Origin of the sequence: Rhodobacter viridis (assembly GCF_003217355.1) — a bacterium.
In the GTDB taxonomy this organism is placed as follows: domain Bacteria; phylum Pseudomonadota; class Alphaproteobacteria; order Rhodobacterales; family Rhodobacteraceae; genus Rhodobacter; species Rhodobacter viridis.
Genome location: NZ_QJTK01000007.1, coordinates 110,277 through 126,709, shown reverse-complemented (window position 1 = coordinate 126,709; position 16,433 = coordinate 110,277). Strand labels below are relative to the sequence as shown.

16 protein-coding genes are annotated in these 16,433 nt (G+C 67.0%); 5 read left to right on the top strand and 11 right to left on the bottom strand.

Features of this window, described 5'->3' with window-relative positions; genetic code table 11:
• Positions 1–12 precede the first annotated feature (12 nt).
• Positions 13–432 carry a hypothetical protein gene (locus C8J30_RS10785; protein ID WP_110805860.1) on the top strand — a complete coding sequence of 140 codons (420 nt, stop codon included), beginning with the start codon at positions 13–15 and terminating at the stop codon, positions 430–432.
• Here the strand turns inward: C8J30_RS10785 and C8J30_RS10780 are convergent, their stop codons facing one another.
• The 5 genes from C8J30_RS10780 to ppk2 form a co-directional block, all read right to left on the bottom strand.
• Complete coding sequence (locus C8J30_RS10780) at positions 433–1,830, bottom strand: MATE family efflux transporter (RefSeq protein ID WP_110805859.1); 1,398 nt, start codon at positions 1,828–1,830, stop codon at positions 433–435. It lies immediately after the preceding gene.
• A gap of 42 nt (positions 1,831–1,872) precedes the next feature.
• Positions 1,873–2,460 carry a cytochrome b/b6 domain-containing protein gene (locus C8J30_RS10775; RefSeq protein WP_110805858.1) on the bottom strand — a complete coding sequence of 196 codons (588 nt, stop codon included), beginning with the start codon at positions 2,458–2,460 and terminating at the stop codon, positions 1,873–1,875.
• A gap of 58 nt (positions 2,461–2,518) precedes the next feature.
• Positions 2,519–2,974 (bottom strand): c-type cytochrome, encoded by a 456-nt coding sequence (locus C8J30_RS10770; RefSeq protein WP_110805857.1) that lies wholly within the window; start codon positions 2,972–2,974, stop codon positions 2,519–2,521.
• A 116-nt stretch (positions 2,975–3,090) separates the two neighbouring features.
• Positions 3,091–3,741 (bottom strand): SAM-dependent methyltransferase, encoded by a 651-nt coding sequence (locus C8J30_RS10765; RefSeq protein WP_245909770.1) that lies wholly within the window; start codon positions 3,739–3,741, stop codon positions 3,091–3,093.
• A gap of 10 nt (positions 3,742–3,751) precedes the next feature.
• A complete protein-coding gene (gene ppk2 / locus C8J30_RS10760; RefSeq protein ID WP_110805856.1) occupies positions 3,752–4,786 on the bottom strand; it encodes a polyphosphate kinase 2 in 1,035 nt (344 codons plus the stop codon).
• A 150-nt stretch (positions 4,787–4,936) separates the two neighbouring features.
• Here ppk2 and C8J30_RS10755 point away from each other — a divergent pair, with 150 nt between their 5' ends.
• From C8J30_RS10755 to C8J30_RS10740, 4 genes are all read left to right on the top strand, one after another.
• The gene (locus tag C8J30_RS10755) at positions 4,937–5,608 is read left to right on the top strand and encodes a glutathione S-transferase family protein (protein WP_110805855.1); all 672 of its coding nucleotides are present in this window, start codon (positions 4,937–4,939) and stop codon (positions 5,606–5,608) included.
• Positions 5,609–5,711: 103 nt separating this feature from the next.
• The gene (gene prfA, locus C8J30_RS10750) at positions 5,712–6,767 is read left to right on the top strand and encodes a peptide chain release factor 1 (RefSeq protein WP_110805854.1); all 1,056 of its coding nucleotides are present in this window, start codon (positions 5,712–5,714) and stop codon (positions 6,765–6,767) included.
• Positions 6,764–7,594, top strand: coding sequence for a peptide chain release factor N(5)-glutamine methyltransferase (gene prmC / locus C8J30_RS10745; protein ID WP_110805853.1), 831 nt, complete (start codon positions 6,764–6,766; stop codon positions 7,592–7,594). The genes prfA and prmC overlap by 4 nt, the downstream gene beginning before the upstream one ends.
• 271 nt (positions 7,595–7,865) lie before the next feature.
• Complete coding sequence (locus tag C8J30_RS10740) at positions 7,866–8,657, top strand: DUF4167 domain-containing protein (protein WP_110805852.1); 792 nt, start codon at positions 7,866–7,868, stop codon at positions 8,655–8,657.
• 53 nt (positions 8,658–8,710) lie between these two features.
• Here the strand turns inward: C8J30_RS10740 and rsmA are convergent, their stop codons facing one another.
• From rsmA to lptF, 6 genes are all read right to left on the bottom strand, one after another.
• Positions 8,711–9,553 (bottom strand): 16S rRNA (adenine(1518)-N(6)/adenine(1519)-N(6))-dimethyltransferase RsmA, encoded by an 843-nt coding sequence (rsmA, locus tag C8J30_RS10735; protein WP_110805851.1) that lies wholly within the window; start codon positions 9,551–9,553, stop codon positions 8,711–8,713.
• Between the two features lie 71 nt (positions 9,554–9,624).
• Positions 9,625–10,635 (bottom strand): 4-hydroxythreonine-4-phosphate dehydrogenase PdxA, encoded by a 1,011-nt coding sequence (pdxA, locus tag C8J30_RS10730; RefSeq protein WP_110805850.1) that lies wholly within the window; start codon positions 10,633–10,635, stop codon positions 9,625–9,627.
• Positions 10,632–11,900, bottom strand: a complete 1,269-nt coding sequence (locus C8J30_RS10725; RefSeq protein ID WP_110805849.1) for a peptidylprolyl isomerase — start codon at positions 11,898–11,900, stop codon at positions 10,632–10,634. The genes pdxA and C8J30_RS10725 overlap by 4 nt, the downstream gene beginning before the upstream one ends.
• Before the next feature lie 47 nt (positions 11,901–11,947).
• Positions 11,948–14,161 carry an LPS-assembly protein LptD gene (locus C8J30_RS10720; protein WP_245909768.1) on the bottom strand — a complete coding sequence of 738 codons (2,214 nt, stop codon included), beginning with the start codon at positions 14,159–14,161 and terminating at the stop codon, positions 11,948–11,950.
• Entirely contained in the window at positions 14,158–15,258 is a 1,101-nt protein-coding gene (gene lptG / locus C8J30_RS10715) for an LPS export ABC transporter permease LptG (protein ID WP_110805848.1), read from the bottom strand. Before lptG ends, C8J30_RS10720 begins: the two co-directional genes overlap by 4 nt.
• Complete coding sequence (gene lptF, locus C8J30_RS10710; RefSeq protein ID WP_110805847.1) at positions 15,255–16,385, bottom strand: LPS export ABC transporter permease LptF; 1,131 nt, start codon at positions 16,383–16,385, stop codon at positions 15,255–15,257. Before lptF ends, lptG begins: the two co-directional genes overlap by 4 nt.
• Positions 16,386–16,433 lie beyond the last annotated feature (48 nt).

Genomic DNA, 16,433 nt, shown 5'->3' with positions numbered 1-16,433 from the left:
GGGGAGTAGGCGATGGCCGGTGACCTGCCGGAGTATTATTTTCGCATCCGCGACAATGGCGCGGCGGTCTTTCGTGTCGATACCGAGAACCGGCAGCGCCGGATCGAGATGGACCAGATCGCCGTCGTCAACGTCAAGAACGGCGAGATCAAGGCGCAGGGCGACCGCAAGCTGACGCCGGGCGACCTGCGCGAGATCGAGGCCTGGATGGCGAAGCGCATCGCGCTTCTGGCCGCGCGCGACATCGACGACATCCTGCGCGCAGTCGATCATTTGAACCTGACGACGCACTGGGTGCAGTCGAAGGCCACGGATGCGCAGCTGGAAGAGGTCACCGATCCGCTGCTGCTGGCGATGCACGACCTGCGCTCGGTCCTTGTGCGCAAGAAGGCCGAACGGATGATGAAGGCCGGGCCCGAGGACGAGGCGTAATCAGGCGGCAGGGGAGTGTTCGGGGCGCAGCCAGGGGCCACGCCAGAACCGCACCATCAGCGTGACGCCGACGCAGGCGAGGCCGATCACAAGGCCGAGCCACAGCCCGATGCCGCCCAGATCGAAGCGGAAGGCGAGGATGTAGCTCGCGGGCACGCCGATCAGCCAATAGCTGATCGTGGCGATCACCATCGGCACGCGGGTGTCATGCACGCCGCGCAGCAAGCCCAGCGCCATCACCTGCGCCGCGTCAAAGAGCTGGAAGAGCCCCGCCACGGCCAGCAGTTGCGCGCCAAAGACCAGAATCTCGGCCGCCTCGGGTTTCGTGCGATCGAGGAAGAGCCCGATCAGCGTCTGCGGCAAGAGCAGAAAGGCCGCGATCGTCACCCCGGCAAAGACCGCCGACATCAGCACCGCCGCTTTCGCCCCTGCCCTGAGCCGCGCGGGCTCGCCCGCCCCGAAGGCATGGCCCGCCCGCACCGTCGCCGCATTCGACAACCCCATGTGGATCATGAAGGTGAGCGAAGCGAGTTCCAGCGCGATGCCATGCGCGGCAAGCTGCACCGTGCCGATCCAGCCCATCATCAAGGCTGAGGCCTGAAAGAGCCCGGCCTCGGAGAGATGCGTCAGCCCCGCGGGCAGGCCCAGCCGGACGACCGAGACCAGAGCCTCCCAATCCGGGCGCCAGAAGCGGGTGAAAAGGCCGATGGCGCGCAGTTTCGGGTGCCAGGCCGCATAGGCCGCGAGCAAGATCGCCGAGCTGATCTGCACCAGCACCGAAGACAGCGCCGAGCCGGCCACGCCCAGCTCGGGCGCGCCGAAATGGCCAAAGACAAAGGCCCAGTTGCCAAGGATGTTGACGCCGACGCCCAGCACGGTGACCCACATCACCACCTGCGCGCGCTCTTGTGCGCTCAGATAGGCGCGCAGCACGGCAACGACGAGCGCAGGCACCAGCCCGAAGGCGGCGACGCGCAGGAATTCGGCGGCAAGCTCGGCCAGATGCGGGTTCTGCCCGAGCGCGAGCAGGATCGGCCCGGCGGCGAACATCACCGGCATCGCGGCCAGCCCGTAGCCGATCGAGACCCACATCCCCATCCGCGTGTCGCGGCGCAGCTGCGTGACATTGCCCGCGCCAAGGGCCGCGGAAATCCGCCCCATCAGCGCATAGGAAAAGCCCGAGCCAAGGATGAAGAGGAAGAAGAAGAACGACGAGCCAAGCACGACAGCGGCCAGTTCAGGCACGCCATACCAGCCCAGCATGATCGTATCGGTGACATGAAGCGCCATCTGCGCGATGCTCGAACCCACCATCGGCAGGCCGAGAAACAGCGTGGCACGGATATTTTCGGCAAGGCCGGATTGCCCTGCGGGAGCGGTTTTGACTGTCTGGTTCATTGTTTGGACGCTAACCGAAGCCGCGCCCGCCGTCCATATGGCTCAGCCGCGACGACGGCCGGTGATCATCGGGGTCACCAGATCTTCGCGCTTCCAGATCTTGTAGAACCAGATCGCGCCGACATGCAGCGCCACCAGCGCCAGAATGACCGGGGCCAGCGATTTGTGGAGATCAAGCATCAGCTTGTTCACGTCTTCCGACACGAGGTCCGAAAACGGCCCGAAGACGAAATCATCGACGCTGGCGCTGAACAGACCCGTGACGACCTGCAGGCCCAGCACCCCGATCATGGCGACGACCGACCAGCCGCCGAGCGGGTTGTGGCCGGGCGTGTGGCTCGGCTTGCGGGCGGGCAGCGTCATCGCATAGCGCAGAACCGCCCCCGGCCCGGTGACGAAATTCGCAAACCGCGCCGTGCGGGTGCCGACAAAGCCCCACAGGAGGCGGATCAGCAAGAGCCCCCCCACCGCATAGCCGATCCAGAAATGCAGCGTCATGATGTCGGGGCCGAATTCCCCCAGCAGCCAGGCAGAGACGACGCACAGAAAAAGCGCCCAGTGGAACACCCGCACCAGCGGATCCCAGATCATCGGGCGGCTCGTCGCGGGGCTGTCGGTCATGTCGGTCATCGGGGAAAGCCTTCAACGGAAAGGGAAAAGGGCGAGGGTCTCCCCTCGCCCGGGCAGCTTATTCGTCTTCTTCGCGGTAGTCGTCGTGGCAGGCCTTGCAGGTGCCGCCCATCTTCTGCAGCGCCGCACCGAAGGCGGCCGCGTCACCGGCATTGGCCGCGGTGATCACTTCGGCACCCGCTTCATGCATGGCTTTGCCCTTGGCGCCGAAATCGTCCATGTTCGCCCAGATCGAGGCTTTCGCTTCGGTCTCGCCGGGGAAATCGGTGCTCGAGGTGCCCGGCGCGAACAGCGGACCGGCGTCGGTGGCAAGGATCTTCTCGAGGGTCGCGGCTTCGGCCTTGGCGGCTTCGGCGTCGAACGATTTGGCCACGCCCATCATCGCCTTCATCGATTTGCCGAGCGACTTGAAATAGGCCTCGCGGGCGTCAAGAACGTCCTTGGCATCCGAGGCATAGGCCACGGTGCCCAGCGCGAGGGCGGCCACCGGAAGAGCAAGAAGGATTTTGCGCATGCGTCATCTCCTGAAAGGTTTGGGGTCAGTGCGTCGAGCGCATTACACGCACGACAGACCCCGTTCCGTCTATGCGTGACGCAATAAATTGTCTGTGACGACGTCACAGGATGGTCTTATCTTCCGGGCTTGCGTGCGATGAAATCGATCAGCGCCGCGGGACCGCTGTGACCGGGGCCTTCGGACAGCACGGCATCGTAATCGCCCTGATGCCGGACCTCCCAGCCCGCGAAGGCCTCGCGCAGCAGATCAAGCGTCCAGAGCTGTTCCGCCACCTTCGGCCCGCCCGAGGCATTCGCCAACTGACGCACCGAAAAAGCGTGCAAAAACAAAAGCCCACCGGGTTTCAGCGCCTGTGCCATGCCGCGAAACATCGCCGCGCGCATCGCGGGCGGGGCGAACTGGATGAAGACGCCGAAGACCGCATCATAAGCCCCGATCGGCCAGATGAAGCGGCCCAGATCGGCGCGTTCGGTGGTGATGGTGACGCCCCGCATGGCCGCCAGCTTCTGTGCTTTCACAAGCGCGGGAGCCGAGCCATCCAGCGCATGCACGCACAGACCCTGTGCGGCGAGCCACACCGCATTGCGGCCCTCGCCCTCAGCCACCGAAAGCACATGCGCCCCCTGCGCCAGCCGCCAGGCCTGCGCCGCGACAAACCCCGCCGGCTCAGTGCCGTAGAAATACTCGTCCCCCGAAAACCGCTCGTCCCACATGATGATGCCCCCGTTGCCCCGGCGCAGGATGGGCCGGGGCCGGGGCTTCATGCAAGGGCCTTTACGCTTTCGTCCTTGATGCCGTCCCGCGCCGTTCGGGGTGTTGCGCGCTCGCAAGGATATGCGCCGCCCCATGCACGACATGGCTCGCATGACCGACGATCAGCGGATCGGGCGGGGTGACGATCGACATGTCCTTGTCGGGATAGTCGAGCGAGGACAGGAAATGCTTCATGCAGTTCAGCCGCGCCCGTTTCTTGTCGTTCGACTTGATGATCACCCAGGGCGCATCGGCGGTGTCGGTGTAAAAGAACATCGCCTCCTTCGCCTCGGTGTAATCGTCCCATTTATCAAGGCTGGCCATGTCGATGGGCGACAGCTTCCAGCGCTTGAGCGGATCGGTCGCGCGTTCGGTGAAGCGCCGCCGCTGCTCCTCGCGCGAGACCGAGAACCAGTATTTGTAAAGCCGGATCCCCGACCGCACGAGCATCCGCTCGAACTCGGGCGCCTGACGCATGAATTCGAGATATTCGCTGGGGGTGCAGAAGCCCATCACCCGCTCGACCCCGGCGCGGTTGTACCAGCTGCGGTCATAAAAGACCATTTCCCCGGCCGTCGGCAGCCAGCGCACATAGCGCTGGAAATACCACTGCCCGCGCTCCTCGTCCGAGGGCTTGTTCAGCGCCACCACCCGGGCAAAGCGCGGATTGAGATGTTCGGTATAGCGCTTGATCGTGCCGCCCTTGCCCGCGGCATCGCGGCCCTCGAACAGGATGACGAATTTCTCGCCCGTCTCCTGCGCCCAGCGCTGCACCTTGAGCAATTCGGCCTGCAACAGCGCCTTTTCCCGCTCGTAAGCGACACGGCCCAGACGATGCGGATAGGGATATTTGCCGCTCTCGAACGCCAGCCGGATCGCATTGGCATCAAGCGTGGGAAATTCCCGCGGCCCGCTCAGCGCCGCGCTTTCGCCCGCGGCAGGTTCGGGGGTGGACTCGGGCGTGACGGGATCAGGCGTCGCGACGGGCGTGACCTCGGTGAGTTGCGGGGAATCCGAAACGGCCTCGGCCGCCGCGACAGTGACGTGATCATCCATGCGCAACCCTCCCTGTTGTCGCAGACAAGGCTCCCACGAAAGGATGAATATCGCCTTGATACGTGTCAAGAAACCGTCATCCGGCGGTTGCATTTTCGCCTTCCCTCCGCCCCGTTCCCGGCGCAGTCTGAACCCGAACAGGAGGGACCGATGATCACACTTTATGGCATGTATCGCTCGCGCGCGACGCGCAACATCTGGGCCGCAACCGAACTGGGGCTCGACTGGCATCTGAAGCCGGTCATTCAGGCCTATCGGCTTGAGGCGCAGGGGATCGACCCCACCCATCCCGAGGCGCCCTTCAACACCCGCACGCCGGAGTTTCTGAAGCTCTCGCCCGCGGGTGCGATCCCGGTGATGGAGGATGCGGGGCTGGTGCTCTCGGAATCGCTCGCGATCAACCTTTACATGGCAAAGAAGGCGGGCGGGCCGCTCGCGCCGAAAGACCTGCGCGAAGAGGCGCAGATGCTGCAATGGGCGCTTTACGGCGCCACCGCGATCGAGAACCCGGCGCTCGACATTTCCTTCGCCTATGCCCGCGGCGAGGCCGCGACCGAGAATGGCGAGGCGAAGATCGCCGCCGCCTCGGCGCAGCTGCAACGCCCGTTCAAGGCGCTTGAAACGCATCTGGGCGCGCATAGCCACATGGTCGGCGGGCGCTTCACCGTGGCCGACATCAACATGGCGGAAATCGTGCGCTATGCGCAGGCCCACACCCGGCTGATGGCGCATTTCCCGCGGCTGAGCGGCTGGCTCGACCTGTGCCAAAGCCGCCCGGCCTTCCGCGACCTGATGGAGAAACGCGCGGCCGAACCGGCGTGAGCAAGCCCGCGCCTGCTTCTTCTTGGGGAAAATACGCCGGGGGTGCGGGGGCAGCGCCCCCGCCCACCCTTGACCCGCAGCCCCGTCTCGGTCAGATGAACCCATGGTTCCGCTCGACAAACTTGCCCAGATTACCGCCCGCTTCGACTTTCTCGAAGCGAAGCTGAACACTGCGCTCCCGCCTGCGGACATCGCCGCGCTCTCGCGCGAATACAGCGAGCTGCGCCCGGTCGTCACCGAAATCGCCGCCTATCGCAAATCGCTCGACGATCTGGCCGAGGCCGAGGGCTGGCTTGCCGATCCCGAAATGAAGGCGCTCGCCGAGGAAGAACTGCCCCGGCTGAAGGCGCGCATTCCCGAGATGGAACAGGCGCTGCGGCTCGCGCTTTTGCCGAAAGACGCGGCCGATGCCCGCCCGGCGATCCTCGAGATCCGCCCCGGCACCGGCGGCGAGGAGGCGGCGCTCTTCGCCCATGACCTGTGGCGGATGTATGAACGCCACGCGGAAAAGATGGGCTGGCGCTTTGAACGGCTCGAATTCACCCCGACCGAACTGGGCGGCGTCAAGGAAGCCATGGCCCGGATCGAGGGCGAAGGCGTCTTTGCCCGGCTGAAATACGAATCCGGCGTGCATCGCGTGCAGCGGGTGCCGGAAACCGAGGCGGGCGGGCGCATCCACACCTCGGCCGCGACGGTCGCCGTGCTGCCCGAGGCCGAAGAGGTCGACATCGACATTCCGGCCACCGACATCCGCATCGACACGATGCGCTCGTCGGGCGCGGGCGGGCAGCACGTCAACACCACCGACTCGGCGGTGCGGATCACCCACCTGCCCACCGGCATCATCGTGACCTCGTCGGAGAAGAGCCAGCACCAGAACCGCGCCAATGCGATGGCCGTGCTGCGCGCCCGGCTGTACGAGATCGAACGCGACCGGCTGGCGAACGAGCGGGCCGAGAACCGGCGTTCGCAGGTCGGCTCGGGCGATCGCTCGGAACGGATCCGGACCTACAATTTCCCGCAAGGGCGGATGACCGATCACCGCATCAACCTGACCCTTTACGCCCTGCCGCAGATCCTTGCGGGCGATCTGGGCGAGGTGATCGATGCGCTCGTCGCCCATGATCAGGCGGCCAAACTGGCGGAGATGGACGAATGAAGGCACAGATCGCCCTGATGCTGGGCACGCGCCAGCTCGAAGGCGCGGGGATCCGGGGGGCTGCCACCGATGCCCGCCGTCTGCTCGCCCATGTGATGGAGGTGCCGCCCGAGCGGCTTTACCTGTCGATCAACACCGAGCTGTCGGAAGACCGGCACAAGCAGTTTCTCAAATGCCTCGCCGCCCGCGAGGCGCGTCAGCCGGTGGCGCAGATCACCGGGCACCGGGCGTTCTGGAAACATGAATTCCGGGTGACGCGGGCGACGCTCGACCCCCGCCCCGAAACCGAACTTCTGGTCGAAGTCGCGCTTGAAACCCCGTTCGAGCGGGTTTTGGACCTTGGCACCGGCACCGGCTGCATTCTGCTCAGCCTCTTGGCCGAGCGGCCCGCGGCGCATGGCGTCGCCACCGACATTTCCGAAGCCGCGCTTGCCGTGGCGCAGGAAAATGCCGAACGCCTCAGCCTGCATGAGCGCGCCCATTTCGTGCAGGGCGACTGGTTTCACGGCGTCGAGGGGCGCTTCGATCTGATCGTGTCGAACCCGCCCTATATCACCGAGGCCGAAATGGCAGACCTCGCCCCCGATGTCCGCGACTGGGAACCCCATACGGCGCTGACGCCCGGCGGCGACGGGCTGGGCGCCTATCGCACCATCGCGTTCGGCGCCTTTGCCCGGCTCAAGCCCGGCGGCCGGATCGCGCTCGAGATCGGCCCGACCCAGGCGGCGGCGGTCTCGGCGATGCTTTCCGCGCAGGGGTTCGAGGCGGTCGAGGTGCGGCAGGATCTGGGACGGCGTGACCGGGTGGTGCTGGCGCACCGACCCTGAGCCGCGCGAAAGCGCGGTTTTCCGGTCGCAATCCACAGATTTTCACGATCTTTTCCCGCCTGCGCTCTGATTCCGACTTGCACGGCTGCGCCCGAAGTGTTTACTGCAAGCGCGTGCGGGGATGGCTCAAGCCCTCCCCCCGGTCAGCTTCCTTCCATGGGTCGGTTCCGGATGCAGGCGTTGCCTGCTGGCTCTGCCCCACGTCAGACGGGCGCCCAACTCCGGTCCGGCCCAGACCTATCACCCGCAAGGGTCCAACAGACGCAGGCTCATGAGATCCTCCAAGTCCCGTTCGCGCAACAAGTCGAACCGCCAGCGCAGCATCGGCAATATCATCAACCGGGTCTTCGACAGCTCCGGCCCCGAGGGCAAGGTGCGCGGGACGCCGCAGCAGATCATCGAGAAATATCTGGCTCTGGCGCGGGATGCGCAGCTGGGCAACGACCGCGTTGCCGAACAGAACTTCCTGCAGCATGCCGAGCATTACACCCGCATGCTGGGCGAAGCGCAGCGCGAACTCGCCCGCGAACAGGAAGAGCGCAACCGCAATTACCAGCAGAACGGCAGCCAGAACGGGCAGTCGAACGGCAATGGTCAGAACAGCGGGCAAAACGGCGGCCAGAACGGAAATGGCAACGGGAACGGCAATGGCTACCGCGAGCGCGCCGAGCGTGAACCGCGCGAGCCGCAGCCCGAAGCCGCCCGCTTTGAGGAAGCTCCGCAGCCCCGTTACGACGGCGCTCCGGTGATGATGCCCGATTTCTTCGCCACCGCCGAAGACGACGGCCCGGGCCTTGTCGAAACGCCCGAGATGCGCCAACCCGAGCCGCCGCGTGCGGAAAAACGGGCCCATGCGCCGCGCCCGGTCGACGTGGCGCCCTTCACCGCCGCCGAGCCCGAGGCCCCCGCGGCCGAGGCCGCTCCGGCCCCTGCCCCGACGAAAGCCGCCAAGGCCGCCGCCGCGGGCGATGGTGCGCCGAAGCCGCGCAGCCGCGCCCCGCGCAAGCCGCGCACGGAAAAGCCCAAGGCCGAGGCTCCGCCCGAAGGTTCCGCCGCAGAATGACAAAACCGCGCCTTCGGGCGCGGTTTTCATTTCAGCACCGCGGGCGCGGAGGATCAGCCCGCCGCCACCAGCCGGGCCAGATGGCAGAACTGCTCAAGGCTCACCCGCTCGGCCCGCTCGGTCGGCGGAATGCCCGCTTCCTCGAGCAGCGCCTCGATCCGCGGATGCACGCCTTTCAGGCTCGAACGCAGCATCTTGCGCCGCTGGTTGAACCCGGCCGCCACCACCCGCTCCAGCACCGCCGGATCGGCGGGATAGCGCGGCTCGGGCAAGGCGGTCAGATGCACGACGGCCGAATGCACCTTCGGCGCCGGGGTAAAGGCCTCGGGCGGCAGGACCATCACGATCTTCGCCTCGGCCCGCCACTGCGCCAGAAGCGCCAGTCGCCCGTAATGATCGGTGCCGGGCTTCGCCACGATCCGCTCGGCCACCTCTTTTTGAAACATCAGCGTCAGGCTCTGCCAGAACGGCGGCCAAACCGCGGGCGTCAGCCAGCGGATCAGAAGTTCGGTCCCGACATTATAGGGCAGGTTCGCCGCGATCCGGATGGGCGGGGTCAGATGCGCCAGCACATCGACGGCAAGCGCATCGCCGTTGATCACTTCAAGCCGCCCCGGATAATGCGCGCCAATCTCGGCCAGCGCCGGCAGACAGCGGCTGTCCTTCTCGACCGCGAGCACGCGACGCGCGCCCTCGGCCAGCAGGCCCCGCGTCAGCCCGCCCGGCCCCGGCCCGACTTCCAGCACGTCACAGCCGCGCAGATCCCCCGCCGCCCGCGCAATCTTCGCGGTCAGATTGAGGTCGAGCAGAAAATTCTGCCCCAAAGCCTTCTTCGCCACCAGCTCATGGGTCGCGATCACCTCGCGCAAGGGCGGCAGCCCGTCGATCGCAGCCAAAGCCCGTCCCCTTCCTTTTCATCTTGCCCAAAATACCTCGGGGGTCCGGGGGCAGAGCCCCCGGCGCGCCGTCACAGCCGCGCGGCCCCCATCTTCGCCGCCATCGTCAAGGCCGCGATCAGGCTTTGCGGACTGGCCTTGCCGGTTCCCGCAATGTCATAGGCCGTACCGTGGTCGGGCGAGGTCCGCACGAAGGGCAGCCCCAGCGTCACATTCACCCCGCCATCGAAATCGAGCGTCTTGATCGGGATCAGCGCCTGATCGTGATAGGCGCAGATCGCCGCATCATAGCGCGCCCGCGCCTGCGGGTGGAACATCGTGTCGGGCGGCAAGGGCCCGGTCACCGCCAGCCCCTCGGCGCGCAGACCTTCGACCACATCGGCGATCCAGTCGATTTCCTCGCGCCCCATCGCGCCGCCCTCGCCCGCGTGCGGATTGAGCCCCGCCACCGCAAGCCGCGGATTTTCAAGGCCGAAATCGCGCCGCAACCCCTCGGCGGTCAGTCGCACCGTCTCGCGCAGGAGCGCGGGGGTATAGGCGTCAAGCACCTCGCGCAGCGCGATGTGGATCGTCGCGGGCACGACGCGGCAGGGCGGCTCGACCCGCTCGGAGGCCAGCATCATCACCACCCGCGCGCCGCCCGCCAGATGCGCCAGATATTCGGTATGCCCCGGAAAGGCGAAGCCCGCCCCGTCCTTCAGCACCTTCTTGTTGATCGGCGCGGTGGTCAGCGCCAGCCCCTCACCGCGCGTCACCAGATCGACGCCACGCGCGATCACCTCGATCACCGAGGCCGCATTGGCCAGATCGGGTTGCCCGGGCACGGCCGCCGCCGGGAATTCATGCGGCAGCACGCAAAGCACCGATCCGGCATGGGTCATCGCCTGCTCGGGCGTTTCGATTTCGCGGATCGCCGTGCCACGCGGCAGATGCGCCGGATCGCCCAGAAAGACAAAGGGCAGCCGCGCCCCAAGCGCCTGCTGCGCCCGCACCGCCAATTCAGGCCCGACACCCGAGGGATCGCCACAGGTCAGGATCACCGGCCGGTCGAAGACCGCAACCTCGGTCGCGCGCAGGCTCATTTCCGCACGATCACCGCTTCGGCGCGCAGCTGCGCCAGCAGCCGATCGGCCATGTCCCCGACGCGCGCATTCAGCAGCTTGTCCCGCGTCGCCTCGCGCGAGGGGCCGGTTTCGCCCACCGCCGCATTGAGCGCGCGGCCGCGATCGCACAGCATCACCAGCAAATCATTGCCGCCGCGGGCGACCACCTGCATCTCGCCGATGTCCATGCGCGGCAGGATCCGCGCGATATCGGCCGGGACCTGCCCGGCACGGGCGCCATCGACCCGCTCCAGCCGGTCGGGCGGCAGCGTGCCCGCCACCGAATAAAGATCGTCACAGCGCTGCGCCTCGGCCTCGGCCTTGGCATGCCAAGCCGCCGCTTCGGGCGACCCCGAGGCGCCCAGAAGCAGCGTCGCATACCCCAGTGCCTGAGTCTGCGGCGTCAGCGGGCCGCCCTCGTCCAGACCGCGCATGAAGAAGACCGACACCGAATTCGGCGTCTGGATCGGCGCCGAAGCATGGCCCGGCGACATCGACATCACGGTCTCGCGCACTTCGGGCGGCAGCGCCGTCACCGGCATCCATTCGAGCCGCCCGCCCTTCGAGGCGGTCGGCGAGGAGGACAGCTCTTTCGCCATCGCGGCGAAATCGGCTTCGGTCTTCGCGGCAGCGGCCTTGCGCGCCTTGGCCATCGTCTCGGCATCGCGGCCGGGGAAATTGCGCACGACGATTTCCGACAGCAGCACTTTCGGCGGCTCGGGCTCGGTGCCCTGCGGCGGCGCGATCGCCAGCGCCCGGTCGATCTCGGCATCCGAGATCTGGATCCGACCGCCGCCGTAAGTCGCCTTCACCACCTCGCGCCAGATCATCCCGGAGGCGACGAAATCACGATAGGTCTGCCCCTCGACCCCGGCTTCGCCGAGCGCCTTGAGGAAATCTTCGGTGCTCAGATTGGCGCGGGCCGCGAATTCCGCCATCCCCTTCGTCACCGCATCGCGCGAGGGCGTGATGCCAAGCGTTTGCGCCTTCCAGCTTTGCAGCCGGTCGTTGATCAGCGCCTCCTCGGCCATCTTGCGCACATCGCCCTTGGCGCCCAGCAGTTCCATGAACCGGGCGCGCTGCGCGATCTCGTAGCCGGTGATCGCCAGACCGTTGACGGTGATCACAGGGGAAAAACCGCCCGCCGACTGCGCCTGAACCGGAGCCATGGGGCCGAGGGCCAGCCCGGCCATCAGAGCCCAGCCAAGAACCGAGGGAAAATGCCGCATCATTCGTTCCGTCATCCGTTCGTCGTTCCTTTGCGCGGGCCTGCGCCCGACCGGACCCGGTCTCAGCGTCGGCAGACCCGCTCGGCCCGGTTGCCACCCGATCCGGCGCCGAAGCCCGCAAGCGCGATCGACAAGCCGAAGTCGGTTTCGGGCTCCACACTAGTGGAGGACGTGAACCGGCGCGAGAGGGAAAGATCGACGGTGACGCATTCGTTTGAATATTGCAGACCCAGCGCCGCCTTGGCCGCGCGGTCGGCAATCAGGTCATAGCGGGTGTCGAAATTGGTCGACCAGCCACGGCGCAGCTGCCAGTCGGATTCGAAAAGCAGCTCCGACGTCTTCGGGATCGCATCGGTCTCCAGCATCCACAGATAGCCCGCCGCGACCTGCGCCCGATCACCCAGATAGGCCAGCCGCAGCTCGTCGCGATCGAAACTCAGGTCATTGGCGACCAATGCCCGGTTCGACAGCACAAGCCCGCCCGCGGTGGTCAGATGCGTGGCCACGAGCCAGTCCGAAGTGGTGCCAGAGAGCCCCGAGCCCTTGGCGAAATCTTCGATGTCATCGAGCCGGAACACCCGCCCCGCCGTCAGCCCGAGCGACCAGCCCGAGGCGTCATGCCGCGTCCAGCTCAGACCAAGGTTCGCCCGCGTGCCGCGCTCGCGCACGTCTCCGCCCGGATAGCGCGAGAAATCGAACAGGTTGCCCTCGTCGAATTCGGTCAGCAGGCTGTCCTCGTCGGGCAGGTATTTGCGGCTCTTGCCGCTCCAGATGATCTGCGCCACCGGCTCGATCACCTGCGCGGCGCGGCCTTCGCTTTTCACCCAGGGCCAGCGCAGTTCGACCCCCAGCGAGGGCAGCGCCCGCAGCGTCTCGCCCGCATAGTCCTGATCTTGCCGCACCGCGGTCGCATCGACGGCCAGTTCGCCCTCGAGTGCGGCCAGCACGCCGCCGCCCAGAAGCCAGTTGCGCCGCCAATCGGCCACGCCCGAGATCCGGGTCATGTCGCGCCCGTCGGCCGCATCATCCGCATCGGCGCCATCAAGCGACGAATTCGAGGCCCGCCAATGCGTATGCAGGCTGCCCTCGAAGCTCAGCTCGCCACCGATCAGACCGGGCCGGAACACCTTGGTCCAGCTCGCATCGGCCGATTGCATCGGCTCGGTCGTGTTGCTTTCGTCGTCGCGCAGCGAATGCGTGTTGCCGATCTTCGCGTCGATCAGCTCGTCGCGGCGCACCCGTTCGAGCGTCACGCCGGACCAGAGCCGGTCATCCTCGGTGATGTCGTAGTTCAGCAGGTAAGACGGGTCCGAGACCATCCGCAGCTGCACGCCCAGCGTGAAATCGGCGGGCAGCGCAAACGTGCCGGTGCCGAAGACATAGCCGCGGGTCTCGCCCTCGCGGATCGAGTCGCGGCTGAGCGCGCCCTCGACCTCGATCGTGCCCGCATCCAGCGCCTGCCGATAGCGCAGCCCCAGCGTGCGGGTGTAATTGGCCGAAAAATAGGGCGTCACCGTCAGATCGGCCGAGGGGCCGAAGGTCAGGAAATACGGCACCTTGAGCCCCGGCCCGAGCAGCGAAGTGGTGCGCAGCGACGGCCGCAGCACGCCCGACATCCGCTCCACCGTCGGATCGGGCATCCGCAGCCGCGGCAACCAGACCAGCGGCACGCCCATGGCCCGGAACTGCGCGCTTTCGAACAGCAGCTGGCGCGTGGTGGTGTCATGGGTGATGGTGCGGGCGCGGATCTCCCACAGCGGTTCGGGATCGGTGATGCAGACCTGGCAGGAGGAGGCCACGACCTCGTGCAGCACGGTGCGGGTGCCGTCCTGCCGCTCGATCCGGTTCGCGGCCAGTTGCAATTCGCGCGACAGCACCATCCGCGCGCCGGTCAGCACGCCGTTTTGCAGATCGCGGCTCAGTTCGGCGGCATCGGCCAGGATCACCGATCCGGTGGCGCCCGGCTCGACCATGCGGATCGGCCCGTCGATCGTCAGCCGGTCGGTCGCCTTGTCATAGACGATGCGCGCGGCAGTCAGCCGGTGTTCGTGCCAATAGACTTCGACATTGCCCTCGGCGATCAGCCGGTTCGAGCCGGTGACCTCGATCCGGTCGGCCAGAAGCGTCGCGGCATCGGAATAAAGCTGCGGCGCCGCCGGTTCGGGCGGGGCAGCGACGGTCTGACCCGCGGGGATCTGTGCCAGCGCGGGGCTTGCCAGAGTCAGCGCCAGCGCGGTGCCCAAGGCCCAGTGCCGCAAGCTGCGGTTGCGCATCATCCTTCCTCCTGCTGCAACACCAGCGTCAGCGCGAGCATCAGGGCCACGACCGGCGGCGCCCAGGCCGCCAGCGCGGCTGGGATCTGCCCGTTGTCACCCAGAACCTGCGCAATGTTGCGCAGGAAGAAGAGCGCAAGTCCAGCCAGAAGCGCCAGCATCACCCGCCCGCCGGTGCCGCCGAAGCGCGCGGGCCGCATGGTGAAACCCGCCGCCACCAGCACCATCGCGGCCAGCATCAGCGGTTGCGCCAGTTCGACCTGCAGCCAGACGATATGCCGCCGCGCCGAGAACCCCGCAGCTTCAAGCGCGGTGATGAACCCCGGCAATTCCCAGATCGGCATCGCCGAGGGCGCGCCGAAACTGTCGGCGATGCTTTCGGCCGTCAGCGTCGAGGGCAGCGAGATCGTCTGTGCCCGGGTCGCGTCGCGCTCGGGGTTGGTCGAGCGGCCCAGCGGCCAGTCCTTGGCATCCGACAGCACCCAGGACCCGGGCGTGAGCCAGGCCGAGGCCGCATCGATGCGCCGAACCGGACCGGCCTTCGCATCGAAGATCAGGAAGGTCACGTCATAAAGCGCGGTCGCCTCGCCATTGCCGCGCAGGGCGTGGATCACCGCCTGCCCGCCATCGGCCGTGCCTTGCCGCATCCAGAGCCCCTCGCGGCCGATCGCGACGGTCTGACGCCCCTCGGCGCGCAGCTGGCCCTCGATTTCATCGGCGCGCTTGCTGGTCGCCGAAACGATCGGATTGCCGACCGCAACCAGCAAGACACCGATCACGAGCGCCACCGTGACCGGCGCCATCAGCATCCCAAGTGCCGAGCGCCCGGCGGCCCGGATCACCACCAGCTCCGAGGACCGGGCAAGGCCCAGAAAGGCGACCACGGCCGACAGCATGACGACAAGCGGAAAGATCGTGTAGAGCGTCGAGGGCACGTAAAGCGCCGCCAGCCGCGCCGCATCGGTCAGCGCCCCCCGCGCCGCATCGAGATGGCGGATCTGCTCGACCATCTCGATCAGGAAGAGCACGCCCCAGAACGCCCCGGCAACGATCAGGAACGCCTGGCCGAAGCGCCGCGCGATATAAAGTGAAAGCGTCATGCCGCCCCCTCTGCCGCGGTGACGGCGGGGGATTTGCGCCGCCGTCCGGCCCAACTCAGCGCCGCGGCCACAAAGATCAGCCCGACCGCTGCCGGCATGTAAAGCAAGGCCCACAGCGCGGGATCGGCGCGCGTCATCGAGGTGGCGACGTTCGAGAGCGAATGCAGCCCGATCAGCGCGAGCACCGCCAGCACCATCTGCCGCCAGAGTCCGAGGCGCGAAAACCTGCCCAGCATCATCGCCGCAACCGCGAGCAGCGCCGAAACCGGCGCCATCAGCGGCTGCGCCAGCCGGTCGTTCAGCTCCAGATGCGCCACCGCCACCGTCGATCCGGTCGCGGCCAGCAACTCGGGCGGGGGCGCGATCAGATCGAGGCTCGACACCTCGTCCCAGTCGACCCGACCGCGCACCTTCGCCCCGATCGCCCCGCCCAGATCATAGGTGAAATCGGCAAACCGCGTCAGCGCCAGCGAGGTGTCGGACTTGCGCAGGGTCTGCGCGGTACCGTCGAACATCACCAGCTTCGGCCCGGCATCCGAGGGCACGATCAGCGCCTTTTCCGCGGTGTAGATCGTTTCGCTTGTGGAGGAGCGCGCATCGAAGAGGAAAATGTCCAGAAGCTCGCCCTGATCCGAGATCTCGCGGATGTAGACGGTGATGCCCTCGGTCGGCGATTGGAAACTGCCCTCGGTCAGGAAGCGCGCGGTGACATCTTGCGACACCTGCTCCTGCCGCTCGGCCAGCCTGGCGCGCGAGGCGGGCACGAGTTCATGCACCAGAACCAGCATCATCGCCGCCACGATCAGCCCGAAGATCGCCACCGGCCGCGCCAGCCGCCACGGGCTTGCGCCCGCCGCCTGCATCACCACGAGTTCGGATTCCCCCGAAAGCCGGTTGATCGCGTAAAGAACCGCCGCAAAAGCCGCCACCGGCAGCACCAGCGCAATCACGTTGGGCAGCGTCAGCGCGGTGAATTCGAGCACCACCCAGGCGGTCTGGCCGTCGCCGATCAGCTTGTCGAACAGAAGCACCGCCCGGTTCACCCAATAGACCGAGACCAGCACCAGCGCGAAGAATCCGAAGATCGCCATCAGCTGGGACAGGAGATATCGGTCCAGGCGTTTCAAATTCGGTGGTCTCCCGAGGCGTTCGCCCCTCTCTAGCGCGGGATCAAG